Consider the following 18,019-nt stretch of genomic DNA (forward strand, 5'->3'; position numbering starts at 1 on the left):
GGTGAACGACGCACCGCAACCACTCGATTTGAATCGGGTTCAAGCCATTTTCGAAGCCGCGCTGGACCACGCCGAATCGGCGCGTCCGGCATACCTGGACGAAACCTGTGGCGGCGATGCCCGCCTGCGGGAAGAGGTCGAGGCCCTGTTGGCGATTCAGGCCCAGGGCGACCTCTTTCCCGATCCGCCGCTGCTCGAACCCCAGGATATGGTCGGCCGCGAAATCGGCCCCTATCACCTGGTGCGCTGCCTGGGACACGGCGGCATGGGTTCGGTGTACCTGGGTCGACGTATCGACGACGAAGTGCAGATGTCGGTGTCCATCAAGCTGGTGCAACACCTGTTCACCACGCCCGACATGCTGCGGCGGTTCCGCCGTGAGCGGCAGGTGCTGGCCGATCTCAAACACGCCTACATCGCCATGCTGCTGGATGCGGGAACTACCGAGGAAGGCTTCCCCTACCTGATCATGGAGTTCATCGACGGCGAAACCATCGAAAAGTGGCACAGGGCCCGGCAGCCATCTCTTTCGCACCTGTTGCGGCTCTTCCACAAACTGGCCACCGCCGTCGGATTCGCCCACGCCAGCGGGGTCGTTCACCGCGATATCAAACCGGGCAACCTGATGGTGACCCGCGACGGGGTCCCGAAGCTGCTCGATTTCGGCATCGCCACCCTGCGGTCCCTGGAACACGACGCCCCCGCCCACCAAACGGGACCGGGCGGCCCCATGACCCCCATGTACGCCTCCCCGGAACAGCTCCGCGGCGAATCGGTCGACGAAACCACCGACATCTATTCCCTGGGTCTGGTTTTGCTGCACCTCCTGTGGGGATCCCCGCCGAACACCTGGGACGAGCCACCGCTGGAAACGGTGACGCGGCTCACGATTCACGGGCGAAACTACCCCACCCGCGCACCATCCGACGACGAGCGTCGGTCGCAAGAGGAGGCCCCTCGCACCGAGGAACCCCGCGAGCCCGTGCCCGAGGCGCTGGGTCACGTGTTGCGCATGGCCCTGGCGGAGAACCCCCGTTCTCGATACCAGACCGCGAACGAATTCCTGGCGGATCTCGATCGCGTCCTGGCCGGCCTTGCGGATGAGGAGCCGGACCGCGTTCGCAGCACCCCCCGTCACGACGCCTTTCTCTGGCACCACCCCGACGACGCGCAAGCGGTGGCACACCTCGCCCGCCTCCTGACTGACGCGGGCATCGACCTGCACCCGGGCTGGGAGCCAACTTCACCCGAAAAGACCTCCGGCGACGGCATCGGCGACGCCGCCCAGACGAGCGCCACCTGCCTGGCTTGCCTGGGTCCCGGCCATCAGGCCCCCTGGCAATCCGATCCGGCCACCAGCGACATGCTCGCCTTTCGCGCCGGCGAGCTTCGCTTCCTTCCCCTGTTGATGCCCGGGGCCGCGTTCCCCAATCGCCAAAGCCTGTTGCCCACCTACCTGCGCGGCCAGACCTGGACCACTTTTCCCAACGAGATCGAACCGTCCCAGGTCGCCGTCCTGGTGGAAACCATCCGCGGTCTTCCCACCGGCGCCGACGCGGACATGAGCCACGACGGCACCTGCCCGTTCCGCGGCCTGGAAGTGTTTCGCGAGGAGGATCGCGCCTTTTTCGTCGGTCGCGAAGCCGCTTCCCAACGCATCGTCGAATACCTCGCCGAACACCCGTTCATCGGGGTGCTCGGCCCCTCCGGCAGCGGCAAGTCCTCGGTCGTTCAGGCCGGTGCCATGCCGCCGCTGCGCGAACGAGGCTTCGCGGTGTCCCTCTTCAAACCCGGCTCTTCGCCACTGGAGGAGCTGGCCTTCGCACTGGCGCGCCTATTCGAGGAGGCGGGCCTGACGCGTGCCAGCACCGATCTGCTCGCCCGCCTTCATAAGGATGTGGCGGCCCTTCATTTCATCGCCGAAGAACTGGTCCAGGCGCGATCGGGTCGGCCCCTCTGCCTGGTGATCGATCAATTCGAGGAAGTGTTCACCCTGGCCGAAGACCCCGTGGCCTGCGAGCGATTCGTGGCCAACCTGTGCCACGCCCTCGAACAGCGCCAGCATTTCGTCTCGGTCGTGCTGACGATGCGCTCGGATTTTTTGGGGATGTGCCCCACCTTTCCCGCACTGGACACCATCCTGCTCGATCACGCCCTCCAACTGGGTCCCATGCGCCGCGAGAACCTGGCGCGGGCGGTGGCGGTGCCGGCGCGCCTGGTCGGCCTGACCTTGGAGCCCGGGCTGTTGGTGCGTATTCTCGACGACGTCACCGGCGCCTCGGGCACCCTGCCCCTGCTGGAACACGCGCTACTGGAGCTGTACGAACGCCGCAAGGGCAATCTACTGACGTTGGAGGCCTACCAGGCCATCGGCGGCATCGAGGGCGCCCTGGCCCAGCGCGCCGAAACCGAGTTCGCGGCACTCGACGAGCGGGCCCGCAATGTCCTCCGCAAAATGTTCACCCACTGCCTGATCTATCCCGGCGAGGGCCACGAACACACCCGTCGCCGGGCCACGAGGGAGGAACTGCTGAGTGTCAGCGGTTCCCCGGACATCGTCGCCGCCCTTCTCGCCCGTTGGACGAGCGCGCGTTTGCTGACGGGCTTTCACGACCAGGCGCGCGGCCGCGAGCTGGTCGACGTTGCCCACGAAGCCCTGATCCGCAAGTGGCCACGCATCGCCGAATGGATGGCCGCCGATCGCGAAACGGCGCGGCTTCTGGGCAGCCTGCGGCTTCGCGCCCAATCTTGGGACGAAGCCGGCCGCGACGAAGACCACCTGCTCCGCGGCGCACTGCTGCTCCAGATGCGCACGACGCTGGCCAACGACGAGGTGCATCCCGGCACCCTCGAGCAGGAATTCGTGATCTGCAGCATCGCCCTCGAAACCCGTCTCCAGAAGGCCGAGGCCGCGGTGAAACAACGGCTGCTGCGGCGCAGGAACCAGGCCTTCGCCACTGGAGCCGTGGCCCTTTTTCTGGCGACGGTCGCGTTCTTCATGTATTTCCGGGCCGATCGCGCCGAGGCGACGGCCCTCCTCGCGAAAGGCGAAGCCGTCTCCCAAACCCGCGAATCCAACTATCTTCTCGCCAAAATGTTCGAAGAGAAGGCAGGCACCGAACTCGACGAAAACAACCCCGAACGCGCCTGGCTCTTCTCCCTGGCCGCGCTTTCCCGCGACATCCCCGCGGATAGAAAGCTGCCAGGCGCCATCGGCCGCTTCGCCGACCCGCGTATGGCCGACGCCGAAAACCAACTGTGGTCTTCTCCGGTCGCGGTGCCGGGCTCGTTGGCCACCTTGGCTCCCGACGGATCCCGGCTCGCCCTGGCCTGCCGAGACTACACGATTCGCGTGGTGGACACGGCCACGGGCCGCTCCATCGCAGCTCTGTCGGGCCACCGAGACAGGATCGAGGGCCTCGCCTTTCGTCCCGACGGCGGCCTGCTCGCCTCGGCCTCCGTCGATCACCACCTGCGTTTCTGGCAGAAGGATGGCGATCACTGGCGGCCTCGGTTCGAGGAGCAGGCCAAAAAGAATCACGGCGAACCCGTGCACGCCTTGGCATTTTCCCCCGACGGCCAGCTCCTGGCGACGGCCACCGCCGGTGGATCGGTTTACCTATGGGAAGTGGCTTCGGGCGATCGCCTGGCGCGTTGGCCCGTCGCCAAGGCGCCCCTCACCAGCCTGGCCTTCGCACCGGATGGGAGGTCCCTCGCGCTTGCCGCTGAAGACGCCACCCTCGCCACACTCGACGTTCGGTCGGGGGCGCGGCACCCGCTCACGAACGACCTCGCGATCCACCAACTCCATTGGATCGAGGACGCGCTCTGGGGCATCGATACGGACGGTCGCATTCTCCGGTGGGAGTACCCGCACCGCTCGGGTGCCGTGCCCCGCCATTTCCCGGCGGAAGTCCATCACGGCCGAACCATCGCGATGGATCGCCTGCCCGGCGACGACGGCCTGATCTTTCTGGACATGAACGGACGGATCACCATCAGGGACGGACAGAGCGGCATCGTCAACGAGAGCTGGCAGGCCTTTCCCGAGGGAAGCCGCGAAGCCAGGGGCAGCGTTTCCGCGAGAGGGTCGGCTCTCTCGATCGCGCTGGCGGGACAGATGCCGCAAATCCGATCGATACGCGACAAGGCCTCGATCGCCACCCTCGCCGGGCACACCGATATCGTTTGGTCGGTGGCTTTTTCTCCCGACGATCACTCCATCGCATCGGCCTCCAACGACAAGACCATCGCCATCTGGGATCGGTGGAGCGGAAGTCAGCGCGCCGTCCTCTGCGGCCATGAGGGCCGGGCCAGCGACGTCGCCTGGTCGCCCGATGGGCAAGCCCTCGCCTCGGCTTCCTTCGATGGGACGATCATCCTCTGGGATGCGCTGACCGGCCGGGTTCGGCGCAGGTTGATCGGGCATCGGGACGCCGTCTATTCGGTGGCATTCGCTCCGAATGGTCGCCTGATCGCCTCCGGATCGATCGATCGTTCCGTGAAGCTGTGGGACACGGCGACAGGCGAGCTGGTGACGACGCTGTCGGGCCATCGCGACAAAGTAGGCCAGGTGCTCTTTTCTCCGGACGGCCGCTTCCTGGTATCTTCCTCCAAGGACGAGAGCTTCAAGATCTGGAATGCCGCCACGCACCGCGAAGTCGCGACCCTGAAACAGACGGGCGTCTCCAGCAGGTCCATGACCTTCGCACCGAACAGCCACCTCCTCGCTTGGGGAACCAAGACCCACCACATCAAGTGGTGTGACCTTTCCACCTTTCTGGAAACCGGTACGGGTACGGACGGGCCCTGGCCGGAGCAGAAGCGCACACGAGTCCCTCACGCCATCACCATCTCCAGCCTGAGTTTCTCAGCCGACGGCACCACCATCGCCAGCGCCACCACGGACGGGACCATCGGGTTTTGGGACCTGTCCAGCGGGCGCTTGGTCGACACGCAACGCGGTCACACCGCCGATGTGACGAGCGTCCAATTTTCCGGCGACGGCCAACATTTGGCCTCGGCGTCCTACGATCGAACCGTGCGTTTGTGGCGTGTCGATCAACGGCGCAAACCCGCGGAACTCGCCGGGCACGATGCCACGATTTACGGGGTGGCCTTTTCACCGTCCGGAACCGAGCTGGTGTCCGCCTCCCACGACAGGACCATCAAGGTCTGGGATCCGGCCAAGGGAACCCTATCCTACACTCTGGGTGGTTTCGACACGAACTACCACGAGGCGGTCTACTCGCCGGACGGCACCATGCTGGCCTCGGCCTCGCGAGACGGGCTCATCCGCTTGTGGGATCTGGCCAACCGCAAGGTGGCCCAAACCCTCGAAGGCCACGACAGCGTGGTGTATTCGGTCGCCTTCTCCCCCGACGGACGACGGCTCGTTTCCGGGTCGGCAGATACGACGGTCATGTTGTGGGACGTGGCGACCGGCCGTCCACTGACGACCTTCCGGGGCCATCGAGAGCTGGTTCGCGGGGTGGCCTTCTCGCCGGACGGGAGAACCCTGGCTTCGGCTTCCTTCGACCAAACCGTCAGGCTCTGGGATTCGGAAACGGCAAGCGAAATGGCCACGATGACCGGCCACACTTCCACGGCTCACACCGTGGCATTTTCACCGGACGGCCGGATCCTGGCATCCACGTCCTACGACAATACCGCGCGGCTCTGGGACGCGACCAGCGGCAAGAGCCTGGGTATCCTCGCAGGCCATCGTTCCTCAGCCGAAGGCGTGGCTTTTTCCAAAGACGGCGCCTACATCGTCACCTCGACGGCAAACGGGATCATCCATCTTTGGGATGCCGTCAGCCACCATCGCCTGGCCACCATCGACAACTCCGGGTTCCTGACCTATCCCATCGCTTTTTGCCCCGACGCACCGTTGCTGGCCTCGGTCGGCACCAACCGCCGCATCCGTTTCTGGCATTTGGATCGTCTCGGGTTTTTCCTGGATCGGAAACGAGAACCCGCCGACTACCTACGCCTGTTCGACCGTTCACTCTTTCATTTCGGCTACCGCCTCGAAGGTTCCCGCCTGGTGAACGAGCCACGGTTCGGTTTCGAGCAAGGCGCGAACCGCGCCAACCGAGACGACCACGAGCTCGTGGAATCGAGTCAACCGCAAGCCAGAACCGAGGGTCTTCTGCACTGGCTGGAGCGCTGAGGCCTTTTCTTCCCCCAATCTGAAAAAAGTTGGCGGATCGCGCGCGCGGATGGGACTTGCCAGTTAGAAGCACCGCCGCATCCTGATACCATCCCACTCGCGGCGGTATTCTACCAACCACCGGATCACCGAGTCCGGATCCCAACCGAACTCGCGAACCGAGTGATCCACGGTATCGGAGTCCCGTCCGCGGGACTCCTTTTTTCCAGCCAGTCTCCATCCAGGAACAGGGTTTCCATGAAAACACGCCTCTGAATCGGCAGGATTGCCAACGCCAACCGGTATCGGCAGTCAGGTATAAGGCACCGGCGAATCTCCGATGAACACGTACCTCGCCGGTACCTGACGACTGGGACCCGATCCCGGACCCATCCAGCCAAACCACTTTGGGAGTTGGACTCCTTTCGTTTCTGGAGGGGCACCAGGTAGGCAGTCGGTTCTCCGGCAAACCAACGAATCGCGGTGCATCACCGCGTCGGCCATGACGACCGACAGGTAGGCAGCATCCACAAAATCGAAAAAAAGAACGATAAGCATGACACTTTTTTCCAGCAAAAAGCCTAATACCGTACGAGGAGCAAATCTACTGCACCCGTCCTCGAGACGTATTGATGATTAGAAAAAAAGGCAAAGATTCCCCATATGCTGAAGGAGACCATGAAAGGATGCAGACCCAAACCCTCATTTTCCCCATCGCGACGGGCCCGGCACAGGTAGGCATCATCGTGAATCGGTTTTCCCGACTATTCCCCGCGACCATGCGCAGAATGGATCGCCCCGTCGACTGGACGACCATGCTCGAGGCAACCCACCTGCTCGAACAGTCATGCACCGCGACGGAACGGGCGTTCCTGATCGGTCCCCTGCGGGAGCTGGCGAGCCTGCTTCGCCACCACGAGCTCCTCGAATGCGAACCTCTGGTATCTTCGGTGGCGGTTCACGAGATGGGCCGGGTCCTGGTGGCTTTGATTCACTGGGGCCAGGAAGGTCGCGACGACGAATTCGACCCGAAGCACCTACTGAATCGATTGTCGCGCATCAGGGAAGTGGCGCAGCTTTCGTCGAACCCACACGGCAACCCCCGGGCAAAGAACCGGAACCACGACGCGGCGGCCGTGATGGGTCACATCGAAGCCTTCATGATCGAGGTTCGCAGCCTGGCGCAAACCTGAACGCCCCCTGCAACCAACGACGAACAGGGACAGCCTCCGGCCACGACACCCACTCGCATGGTTCGCCGCTCGAGCCACGAGTCGGAATCCCAAGGCTCGGTGAACCAGTGGCTGAAGCGGCGAGATTTTGAATTGCCTAGGCGCGATCAGCTTCGCACAGGATCTTCCGGAGAGAGCGGAAGCCCACTACCTTAGGGCTAGGGCCATCCTGACGCGATTGGGACCCACCAGCGTCTCCCTGCGCGACAGCTTGATGGGTTTGGCCGATGTGGCTCGAATCCGAGGTTCGCGCGTCCAGGCCCGCGCCCACTACCGCCAGGCACTTTCCACCCAGGAACAGGTCCCCCCTCGCAGCGCGGACACGCGGGTGTTGCTGCGCGAACGCGCCACCGAAGGCTTGGCCAAGCGAATCTCGCGTCATAGCGACATTTTGCACTTTGCCTGTCACGCCTACACCGATGAGCGTGATCGCTTGAATTCGACGCTGGCCCTGACCATTCCCGAACGATTCGAGCAGGGCCAGGACAACGGCATCCTGCAGGCCTGGGAATTGATGGTAAGCGCGAGACTGAAGCCGACCTGGCGATGCTCTCCGGGTGCGGCAAGGGCACCGGGAAGATGATCGACGGCGAGGGCCTGATCGGCCTGACCCAGGCGTTTCACTGTGCCGGGGGGCGCTCGGTGGTGGATCGCTCCGACGGCGTTGATCATTGGAATCGCATGCAGGGCGTCCGCTTTTTCCCGAATGTCGGTCACCTCCGCGGCGATCGAGGCAACTGTGTAGGGGTCCAGGTCCTGGTAAAAGTACCGTCACCCGCCTGAGATGAGTTAGCCGTCGTCGAAAGGAAATCAGGAACCCTGGAAATAAGGAAACCAGGAAAAGCTGGGACAGCCTCTGGCTCCAAGCGCCTGTTCTTTCCTGGCTTCCGACCTTCCGGGCTTCCTGATCCATTTTTCCGAGAATGACCCATGACCCTTCGCAGAACCCAATTGAGCAATTGTTCCCCAACCCGCAAGGCGACATACTCGAATTCCATTTCCCTCTGCCGGACCGGCCGGAGGGGTCGATTCCGTTTCACCTAATGACGCGGCATTCTTTCGCTCCGAAGGAAGACATCGACGTGGCGACCCGAAAAAAATGGCCCGAGCGCTCCCGGTTCGGAGCTCGGACCATGGTTGATCGACGTTCGCGGACCACGGTGGCAGTCGCGAACGCCGGATCGCCGGATTTTCGGTTCGTGGGTTTAGGCCTGCAATTCGGCAAGCAGCTCGGCCAGCAGTTCCATACCGGCGCCCCAACCCTTGTCCAGGCCGGCCAGTGCGGCGGAGAAGCAGTTGATTTCCGCGTCGGTCGCCTCGTGAGGCACCCAGGTCAGGCGAAGCTTGGTCTGGTCGCCATCCTCTTCGAAGATCACCGTCGTCAGCAGCACCCGTGGCCAACCCTCCATCATCGGATTGGAAATGATGTTCCAGTTCTCGTCCGAAACGGAGTGCAGCCAAACCAACCGCTCCGGCGGTGTCACCTCGGTGAACTCGACGCGTTGGTAGTTGGAGTTGCCTCCCCATTTCATTTCGCCGAGCCACAGCCCGCCTTCCTTCAACTCGTGACGATGCACGATCGTCTCGACCCGCGGCCCGTACCAGCGCGTCAGCAGCTCGGGCTCGGTCCAGGTCCGCCACACCAGGTGACGCGGTGCATCGAACACCCGCTCCAGCACATAGGTCGGCAATTCACTCATGTCGTTCCCCTTTCTTTTCAACCTTTTTCAACTCTTCCAACAAGTCATCGAGTTGATCGAAACTCGATGACCAAAACTGTTTGAACTCCTCGAGCCAACGCACCGCCGCCTCCATCGGCTCGGCCTTCAGCCGCGCCGGCCGGCGCTGTTTGTCGACGTTCCGCTCGATCAACCCAGCGCGTTCCAGCACTTTCAAGTGCTTCGACACCGCCGGCTGACTCATCTCGAACGGTGCGGCAATCTCGTTCACCGACGCCTCGCCGGTGGCCAATCGCGACAGGATGGCCCGCCGGGTGGGATCGGCCAACGCGGCAAAAACCACGTCGAGGTTTTGAGATTGCTGTGTATAACCAATTCGTTCCATAACCCAATGGTTATATATCAAACACAACCTGTCAACTTTTTTTTGGGCACCGCAACCGGCTCCGGCAGGAAGACCGATTCGGGTCAGGCTTGGCGAAGGATACAAATCGGGGCTTGGCGGGCCGGTTCACGAGGGTTGCGGGAACCGAAACTTGCGAGCTGGCTCAGAGCCCAACCCGATCGGAGGTTCGCGATTTCACTCACGCTCTTTTTCGCGAAAATCCGACACTCCAAGCCCAACGCGATCGGCTATCATGGATGGCACCACCCTTCTCCATCCATCTCGAAAAACCGCGCCAAGGAACATGCCCATGACGTTCAATTCCCATTTGGAAAAGTTGCACGACCAGCCCATCGAGAACTACGACCCCGAAAAAGGCATTCAATCGACGACCCACGCCATCCGAGTTTCCATCGATTGGGACCTCTACGAGGACGGTGTCACCATCCTCGATCGCTTGAGCCACCTGCTCAAAGACAAGCGGGTCCGCGAAATCAGCGGCCTGGTCATCGGACCTTGGGACTTCGAGAGTTCCGAATCTTCCGCCGGCATCGTCTCCTTCCTTTGCGATCACGCGGCTGAACTCCCCCAACTCCGCGCCCTCTTCCTGGGCGACATCATCTTCGAAGAACAGGAATGCTCCTGGATCCAGCAAAGCGATGTGAGTCCCCTGTTCGCGGCGTTCCCCAATCTGGACTACTTCGGCGTCCGCGGCGGGACCGACCTCTCCCTTTCTCATCCGAAACACGACACGTTGAAGCACTTGGTCATTCAAACCGGCGGCATGAGCAGCGAGGTCCTCGGCCAGATTCGCGACGGGCATTTCCCTTCCCTGGTCCACTTGGAACTGTGGACCGGATCCGACAACTACGGGTTCGACGCCGATACCGCCGACATCGATAAGATTCTCGAACTCACCACGATGCCCGAACTCCGCTACCTGGGCATTCGAAACTGCGAGATCGCCGACCAGGTGGCGGCCGCGCTGAAAGACGCCGCCATCACGGCCCAACTGGACACACTGGATCTCTCGATGGGCTGTTTCGGCGACGAGGGCGCCGCGGCGCTGGCGGCCAATCCGGCGATTTCCCGATTGAAGCACCTGAACCTGGAGCACCACTACATGACCGAAAAAGGCATGGCGCTGATCAAGGGGCTGGGCATTTCCGTCAACTGCGACGATCCCCAAGAGGAGGACGTGGACGAAGACGATCGCTACCGCTACATCGCGGTTTCCGAATGAGGCCCTCCTGAGTGCGCTGTCTGGTAATCGGCAATCCGGAGAACCGACGGGTGGCGTTTTTTCAGCGGGCCTTGCATGAACGGGGTTTACCGGCCGCCCAGGTTTGCTCCTACCTGGATCTGTTGCGCGGTCGCGTCGGGCCCGACTTACCACCCGCCGATTGGGTCCGGATCGAGTCGCCAGGAGAATGTTTCGAGGTGGAACGGGCCCTGATCGGATGGGGTCTCGAGGAGGCGGACGAACCTGCCACCGCCGACCTCGAGTCCGAGCCCGGCCGTCATCGCCACACCCGCGCCTGTCACCTGGGATTCGCACGGCTGCTGGCGCGATTGGAGGCCTGCAACCCCGAGGCGCGGTGGATGAATCCCCCCGCCAGCATACTGGCCATGTTCGACAAACACGCGGCGCACCAGCGGATGCGCACCCAGTCGACACCTCGCCCCGAATACCACGGCCTGGTGACCGGCATCGACCGGTTGCGCGCGATCAGCGCGCAACGCGGCCTTTCGCGGCTCTTCCTCAAACCGCGTTTCGGCTCGTCCGCGGCCGGGGTGCTGGCCTACCGGCGACGCGGTTCGGAGGAACGCATCACGACCACGCTGGAACTCGAACGCCCCAGCGGCAAGCTGTACAACCACCTCAACCCGCGCACCTACCATCGCGACGCGGATATTCGCCACATCCTCGAAACCCTGCTGCCCGACGAGCTGGTCGTGGAATCTTGGCTGCCCAAGGCCAATTGGCGCGGTTACAGTTGGGACCTTCGGGTCCTGGTCATCGCCGGTGAGGCCCGCCACGTGGTGCCGCGCATGAGCCGCTCGCCGCTCACCAATCTCCATCTGGGGAACCGGCGCGGCGACCTCGACACCCTGAGCGCCCACATCGGGGCCTCACGGGTCGCGGAGATGTCGGCGGCGGCCGAACGGGCGGCCAGGGCTTTTCCCGACTGTCTGTACGTGGCGGTCGACGTGGCGATACGATGCGATTTGAAGCGGGTGGCAGTGCTGGAAGTCAACGCGTTCGGTGACTTGCTTCCCGGCCTCCTGCACCGCGGTCGCGACAGCTATGCGGCCGAGGTCGCCGCCCTCCTGGAGGTGAACTGAGATGCGCGGCGGGTTCGAAGCACTGTGTTTCGATCTGGACAACACCCTGGTCGACCGGAACCGAGCGTGGCAGGCGTTCCTGGAAGGATGGCTGCGCGATCGATTCCCCCATACGCCAGCAACTTGGCGAAAACGGACGCTGGCCGAGCTGGTGGCTTTGGACCGGCACGGTTGGGCGCCGAGCGAGGATGTGGATGCGCACCTCGTAAAGGCGTTGGGCCTCGACGATCGTGAGGTGAACCGGCTCCGCATCCAGTGGCGTGGCGCCATTCCGCGCCTCTTCACACCCGATCCCGCCGTCACGGCCACTCTGGCCGCAATGGCGCCGCAGCTTCCCATGGCACTGGTCAGCAACGGCTCGGGAGAGAACCAGCGACGCAAGTTGGCGGCCGCAGGCCTGATCCCCTTCTTTCCACCCGAATTCATCTTCATTTCCGGCGAGCGGCGTTGCGCCAAACCCGGGCCGGGCCTCTTTCAGGCAGCCCTGGCCGCATTGGGCACCCCCGCCGCGGCGACCCTCTTCATCGGCGACGACCCCGTTCGCGATATACTTGGAGCCCACGCCGTCGGCATGGCCACCTGCTGGATCTCCAACGGACGCGCCGACGTTTCCCTGCCCCAATCGCCCGATATGATCATCTCGTCGATCCCCGATCTGGAGGGTTTCGTTCATGCCCGACATGAACCACATACTTGCCACGCATGACCTCTTCTGGATGACGCTGGACACCCTTCGCTACGACGTCGCCGACCGGGAAATGCGCGCGGGACGGACACCGGTCTTCGCGCGGTTGTTCCCCGAGGGATGGCAAAAATGCCACTCCCCCGCCAGTTTCACCTACGCCGCCCACCACGCGTTTTTCGCCGGGTTCCTACCCACCCCCGTCGCCAACCCGCGCCAAAACCGCCTGTTCGCCATGGCATTCCCCGGCGCGACCACCCAGGATCGGCACACCGCCGTGTTCGAGGCCGCCGACGTGGTCAGCGGTCTGCGCGCCGCCCAATGGAAAACCTACTGCATCGGCGGGGTCGGCTTCTTCAACATGCAGACCCCGCTCGGTCGGGTGCTGCCCGACCTGTTCGAACACGCTTATTGGCGGCCTGAATTCGGGGTGACCGAACCCGAGAGTCCCCGTTTCCAATTCGGCAAGGCGGCCGACCTGCTGGAAGGCCTCGACGTCGAGCAGCGGTTCCTGATGTTCATCAACGTCGCCGCGATCCATCAACCCAATCGCCACTACCTGGCCGGCGCCGATCGAGACACCCTCGACAGCCACGCCGCCGCCCTGCGATACGTGGATCGCTGTTTCGAGCCTTTGCTCGACTCGCTCACCCGGCGCGAGCGACCGGTCTTCCTGCTGATTTGCTCGGACCACGGGACCGCCTATGGCGAGGACGGGTACGTCGGCCATCGCGCAGCCCACGAAACCATCTGGACGGTCCCGCTCGCCTTTCGATCGACCACGGAGTTGCGCCGATGAACCTGAAAGAACGCCTACGTGGCTCCAAATACCAGGGTTATGCCTATACCTATCCCCACAAATCGGCCTATCGACCATTCGCGCCCCTCGATTTGGATCACGTGTGGCGCGAAGAGGATCGGCGCGCGCTCTTTCTCTACATCCACGTTCCCTTCTGCGAGATGCGTTGCGGATTCTGCAACCTGTTCACCTACGCCAACCCCAAGGAACGCATGGTCGACCAATACCTGCGCACGCTCGCCGTGCAGGCCGGCACCGTGCGCGACGCCCTGGGCGGGTCGGCCCGTTTCGCGCGACTCGCCGTCGGCGGCGGCACGCCCACCTTCCTCGAGGTCGCCGATCTGGAACGTCTGTTTCGAATCATCGCGTCGTTCGACATCCCGCTGGATCGCGTGCCGATCTCTTTCGAAATGTCGCCAGGCACGCTCACCCGCGACAAGGTGGCCGTGTTGGAAGATCACGGGGTCGACCGCGTCAGTATCGGGATCCAGAGCTTCATCGAACGGGAAACCAAAACCTTGGGCAGACCCCAACCGCCTGCCGAAGCAAGGAGGGCGTTGGCCCTTCTGCGCGAAGGGTCCTTCCCCACTCTGAACATCGACTTGATCTACGGCATCCACGGGCAAACCGAAGCCTCCTGGCTGGCATCACTGGAAGCGGCGTTGGCCTTCGCACCGGAGGAACTCTACCTCTATCCTCTGTACGTTCGCCCGCGCACGGGCATCGCCGGCCGCCACGAGCTGATCGTCTCGGACCACGCGTTCGGGTTGTACCGTCTCGCGGTCCAATTCCTGGCCGAGGCGGGCTACCGCCGGGCCTCGATGCGCCTCTTCCGCCGCCACGACCAAGACCATGCACCCGGGCCGATTTACTGCTGTCAGGAAGACGGCATGGTGGGTTTGGGACCCGGCGCCCGATCCTATACGCGCACCCTTCATTACTGCACCGAATACGCGGTGACCCGACCGGGCGTCAAGGCGATCCTGAGCGACTACCTTCGCCGCGAGGCCGCCGATTTCGCCAGGGTCGATTACGGGTTCAAGCTGAGTCGTGAAGAGCGGTTGCGGCGGTACGTGATCAAATCGGTGGGCCACGCCGGGGGCCTGGATTTGGGGGCCTGCCGGGCCTGGTCGGACATGGAGGCGATGGCGGCCCTGCCGCTGCTGGGCGAGGCGACGGCGCTCGGTCTGCTCGAACGGGTCGGCGATCGCCTGGTGCCGACATCTTCGGGATTCGATCACGGCGATGTGTTGGCGCCGGCACTGTACTCCGAAGCGGTGCGTCAGTTGATGGAGGCCTACGAATTCGCATGAAACGCACGATTCTCTACCGCGGATCCTTGTCGAGCTGCAACTACGGCTGCACCTACTGTCCGTTCGCCAAACGAAGGAACAGCCGCGCGGAACTGGAGGTCGATGCCGCGGGACTGCGACGCTTCGTCGCGTGGATCGGCGGACAGACCGGGTCGCGCCACCAGCTCCTGTTCACGCCATGGGGCGAGGCCCTGATTCGCGACTACTACCGCAAGGCCGTGATCGCCTTGAGCCGGATGCCCCAGGTGGTGCGGGTGGCCGTACAGACCAACCTTTCCTTCCCGATAAAAACCTTACGCGGTGCGGATCCCCGGCGGCTGGCCCTGTGGGCGACCTACCACCCGGGTGAGACCGATCGGGCTTCGTTCTTGGCGCAATGCGATCGAATGGAAGACCTGGGCATCCCCTACAGTGTCGGGATGGTGGGCCTTCACGCGTACCTGGACGAAATCGAGGAGATGCGGGCGGCTTTGCCGGCGCACCGATACCTGTGGGTCAACGCCTACAAACGGGAACCGAACTACTACACCGAGGCGATGGTCGCTCGTTTGAGCGCGGTCGATCCCTATTTCCCGATCAACAACCGCCGGCACACCAGCGAAGGTCGCTCCTGTCGCGCGGGTCACACCAGCTTCACGGTGGACGAGAAGGGCGAGGTGCGCCGCTGCCATTTCATCCCGGCGGTCGTCGGCAACATCGGCGACGGCGATATCGCGGAAAAGCTGGTCAAGTCACCGTGCACCAACGCGTCCTGCGGGTGTTACATCGGATACATCCATTTGAATCACTTGAACTTGGAGTCTGTTTACGGAGACGGGCTGGTGGCCCGCATTCCCCGAAGCTGGGCGGTCTGATCCCGTACGAGGGTGGCCACCAGGGGGAAAACCCCGAGACGCCCGAACTTCGATCAGTACCGCCGTCCGCGCACCACGGGCCCGCCTTGCCGTTCGGCCGTCTCAGGCTCGATCGAGGTAGAACCCACAGTCCGCACACTGAATGATCTTCTTGCGAAGTACCAAAAGGAACCCGACGATGAGCGTCGGAATGCTGGCAAAGAAGAGAACCATCGCGAAGGTACCCCCGACAAAAGCAAAAAGGCCCGTGCCGATGGCGACTCCGGCAAGGCTGGCAGAATAGGACGACACGGCCCTCTCCACATCTCTTCTCGTGTCGCTCGACAGGCCGGCCAGGGTTTCCGGTGAGACGGCCGCGGTTTCGGCGAACTCGTGGATCACCGCTTGGGGCGCCTTGATTTCTTCGAGCTCTTCCAAGGTCGACGCTCGCGCTTCCGCTTCCATTTCATCCGAAACGGCAACGGAACTCCCCGTTCCCACCAGGGTGATGAACCCAACCATGCCGATACAGCCCAACGAGATGACCAAGATCAGGAAACCAAGTGACACGAGACACCCGGAAAGCCTGAAGATCTTCGCGGGAAACATATCTCCGCCACACTTTTCGCAATTCATGCTCGCTCCTCTTCGATGCCCACCTTACGGAATCCCAAGGAACCCATGGGCTCTATTGCCTAATGCGAAAAAGCGAAACAGCGTGAATCAACTTTTTCGGAAGGGCTCGATCTCGGAGGGAAAAGATGGGATAAAGCGAGAACAAGAGCAGCGAACGGACGCAAACCATTGGGGGAACGTGTCCTTCTCAGGGTGTTGATCGATGAGTGTCAGCATCCGTCTTCGTTCGATCGATTCATCAGGAAACCAGGAATTCTAAATACCAGGAAACCGGCAGGGCCAATCGCCGAAGGATCACGTCCCACAGCGGCACGCCAAAATCTCCTCGAGGTCCTTCCTGGATCCCCGTTTTTTTCGAGGCCAAGATCCAAATGCCAAAAGTTCGACACACCATGCAAACCGGGACACCCGCCCATCTCGCTACCCACGCGAAGGTCGCGGCGGGTGTCCCGATCGGCGCCAAATCGGCGCGTTCCAAGACTGGCGGCGCCTGATCGCACGCAGGCCCGCCTGGGCCAGGAGGTTCCTCAGCACCAGCCGGGATTCCAATACCATCGGTAAATCCACGTCGAGCCGTTGTAGACGCGGGATCCGGCGCACTGGGCCAGGCCCGTGATGGTGCCGCCATCACACTGCGTGTGAACATGAACGCCGTCCGAACAGCCGCAATTACAGTCGGTGGGCAACACGCCCAAGGTCAAGGTCCGGGTGTTGTGAGTCCCGTTGGCCACCCAATTCCGGACATGCCCGTAGGAAACCGATCCGATATAGCACTGTGCGTTGAGTTCGGCGTACATGTCGACGATGACGCCTTGGTCCCAATCACCGGTTTGCGTGGCGCATACGTCGGCGCGACGGGTGCGGATGCTCTTCACCGAAGAACTCGCCTTGAACCGAATCGAGGTTCCCGCGCTGACGTCGCCGATATCCATCGGCTGGTTGCCGCCCATGTTGTTCACGATGGTGTGGGCTGTGCCGTTACAGTACGTTTGCTTGCCCCAGATTTCGCCCGAAAAGGGGGCGTAGACATATACATATGCCATGTTCGTCTCCTTCTGTCCTGTCTATGATTCGATGCCGTCAACCGACGACCAGCGCGTCGACCAACATTTCCGGATCCGACAACGCGTCGCTGATTTGGATGTCCAGGGTGTACAGAATGTCTTCTTCGATCCAGTGGTAGACGATGCCACTCGACGTGGCCACCCGAACCCCTGGCTTGGGCAAATGGGAGACTTTCTCCAACACCACCCCGGGTTCGCCAGGCTCGGTCGACGCCGCGGCCCACAAAGGGTAGGGTCGGGCATAGGCGACCTTGCCGAACAGGCTGACGCTGGTCACCCACTGGCCCAGATCGTGGTCGAAGGACTCGAATCCGATGGAAGCGTGGATGATCCGACCGGCGAGATGGCGGCGCACGTGAAAGTGCCGCGCTTCCAAGCCACCGGGAAGATGGCTCAGGCTGTACATGGGGAAGGTCAGCGCGCCGAGGAAGGCATCCTGGGTTTCGTAACTCTCGAATTGGGTTTCGGCTTTTCGCGCACCTGCCGTCGCCAAACCACAGCCCAATGTTTCCGCCAAGGAAGCGGTCTGTACGTAGTCCGGAAGGGCATCGTGCTCGTTCAGCAGCACGAATCCGGCGAAAAGTTCGCCGGCGCGAGCCTGGTCGCGGGGCAACTGGGGGCGCTGGGGCCGATCGGCCCCTTCCAAGGCCTTGGCGCCCACCATCATGGTCGGTGCGCCCACGGCCGCCACCCCCATGACTTTCAAGAAGTTCCGACGAGCATTGTCCTTTTTCATGGTGATACCTCCAAAAATGGGGTGATTCAAAGCGCAGGAACCTCTTCTCGAGCCACGAGCCTTCGGCCTTGGCGACTGCCGGCTCCGGTCCGAGCGAACCGATGGCTTACGACAACCCGCTCGAAGGGAACGGGTTGCCCTTTGGGTTCCTGTTTCGATT

Annotated in this window: 15 protein-coding genes; 10 read left to right on the top strand and 5 right to left on the bottom strand. The window is 62.9% G+C overall.

What is annotated here, in order from left to right; translation table 11 throughout:
- Position 1: 1 nt before the first annotated feature.
- The 4 genes from J3U87_RS31815 (at position 2) to J3U87_RS35440 (ending at position 8,169) form a co-directional block, all read left to right on the top strand.
- On the top strand, positions 2-6,175 hold the full coding sequence (locus J3U87_RS31815; protein ID WP_237379840.1) for an nSTAND1 domain-containing NTPase: 6,174 nt from the start codon (positions 2-4) through the stop codon (positions 6,173-6,175).
- A 665-nt stretch (positions 6,176-6,840) separates the two neighbouring features.
- Positions 6,841-7,347: a hypothetical protein gene (locus J3U87_RS31820; RefSeq protein WP_237379841.1), complete on the top strand. Its 507-nt coding sequence runs from the start codon at positions 6,841-6,843 to the stop codon at positions 7,345-7,347.
- Between the two features lie 127 nt (positions 7,348-7,474).
- Positions 7,475-7,969: a tetratricopeptide repeat protein gene (locus J3U87_RS31825; protein WP_237379842.1), complete on the top strand. Its 495-nt coding sequence runs from the start codon at positions 7,475-7,477 to the stop codon at positions 7,967-7,969.
- Positions 7,966-8,169, top strand: coding sequence for a hypothetical protein (locus J3U87_RS35440; protein WP_420038234.1), 204 nt, complete (start codon positions 7,966-7,968; stop codon positions 8,167-8,169). The genes J3U87_RS31825 and J3U87_RS35440 overlap by 4 nt, the downstream gene beginning before the upstream one ends.
- 422 nt (positions 8,170-8,591) lie before the next feature.
- Here J3U87_RS35440 and J3U87_RS31830 read toward each other — a convergent pair whose 3' ends face one another.
- Positions 8,592-9,086 (bottom strand): SRPBCC family protein, encoded by a 495-nt coding sequence (locus tag J3U87_RS31830; RefSeq protein WP_237379843.1) that lies wholly within the window; start codon positions 9,084-9,086, stop codon positions 8,592-8,594.
- Positions 9,079-9,450, bottom strand: coding sequence for an ArsR/SmtB family transcription factor (locus J3U87_RS31835; protein ID WP_420038235.1), 372 nt, complete (start codon positions 9,448-9,450; stop codon positions 9,079-9,081). Before J3U87_RS31835 ends, J3U87_RS31830 begins: the two co-directional genes overlap by 8 nt.
- A gap of 310 nt (positions 9,451-9,760) precedes the next feature.
- Here J3U87_RS31835 and J3U87_RS31840 point away from each other — a divergent pair, with 310 nt between their 5' ends.
- From J3U87_RS31840 to J3U87_RS31865, 6 genes are read left to right on the top strand one after another with little or no spacing between them, the layout of a single operon-like run.
- Positions 9,761-10,693 carry an STM4015 family protein gene (locus J3U87_RS31840; RefSeq protein WP_237379845.1) on the top strand — a complete coding sequence of 311 codons (933 nt, stop codon included), beginning with the start codon at positions 9,761-9,763 and terminating at the stop codon, positions 10,691-10,693.
- 11 nt (positions 10,694-10,704) lie between these two features.
- Positions 10,705-11,796: an STM4014 family protein gene (locus J3U87_RS31845; protein WP_237379846.1), complete on the top strand. Its 1,092-nt coding sequence runs from the start codon at positions 10,705-10,707 to the stop codon at positions 11,794-11,796.
- Position 11,797: 1 nt separating this feature from the next.
- Complete coding sequence (locus J3U87_RS31850) at positions 11,798-12,502, top strand: HAD family hydrolase (RefSeq protein ID WP_237379847.1); 705 nt, start codon at positions 11,798-11,800, stop codon at positions 12,500-12,502.
- Positions 12,468-13,277 (top strand): STM4013/SEN3800 family hydrolase, encoded by an 810-nt coding sequence (locus tag J3U87_RS31855; protein WP_237379848.1) that lies wholly within the window; start codon positions 12,468-12,470, stop codon positions 13,275-13,277. The genes J3U87_RS31850 and J3U87_RS31855 overlap by 35 nt, the downstream gene beginning before the upstream one ends.
- Complete coding sequence (locus J3U87_RS31860; protein ID WP_237379849.1) at positions 13,274-14,590, top strand: STM4012 family radical SAM protein; 1,317 nt, start codon at positions 13,274-13,276, stop codon at positions 14,588-14,590. The genes J3U87_RS31855 and J3U87_RS31860 overlap by 4 nt, the downstream gene beginning before the upstream one ends.
- On the top strand, positions 14,587-15,444 hold the full coding sequence (locus tag J3U87_RS31865) for an STM4011 family radical SAM protein (RefSeq protein WP_237379850.1): 858 nt from the start codon (positions 14,587-14,589) through the stop codon (positions 15,442-15,444). Before J3U87_RS31860 ends, J3U87_RS31865 begins: the two co-directional genes overlap by 4 nt.
- 102 nt (positions 15,445-15,546) lie before the next feature.
- On the opposite strand, the gene J3U87_RS31870 is transcribed toward J3U87_RS31865, so the two are convergent.
- The 3 genes from J3U87_RS31870 to J3U87_RS31880 all read right to left on the bottom strand — a co-directional run bounded on the left by J3U87_RS31870 (position 15,547) and on the right by J3U87_RS31880 (position 17,859).
- Positions 15,547-16,059 (bottom strand): hypothetical protein, encoded by a 513-nt coding sequence (locus J3U87_RS31870; protein WP_237379851.1) that lies wholly within the window; start codon positions 16,057-16,059, stop codon positions 15,547-15,549.
- 527 nt (positions 16,060-16,586) lie between these two features.
- Positions 16,587-17,102: a hypothetical protein gene (locus tag J3U87_RS31875; protein WP_237379852.1), complete on the bottom strand. Its 516-nt coding sequence runs from the start codon at positions 17,100-17,102 to the stop codon at positions 16,587-16,589.
- 37 nt (positions 17,103-17,139) lie between these two features.
- A complete protein-coding gene (locus J3U87_RS31880; protein ID WP_237379853.1) occupies positions 17,140-17,859 on the bottom strand; it encodes a hypothetical protein in 720 nt (239 codons plus the stop codon).
- Positions 17,860-18,019 lie beyond the last annotated feature (160 nt).

Source organism: Sulfidibacter corallicola, from assembly GCF_017498545.1.
GTDB lineage: Bacteria > Acidobacteriota > Holophagae > Acanthopleuribacterales > Acanthopleuribacteraceae > Sulfidibacter > Sulfidibacter corallicola.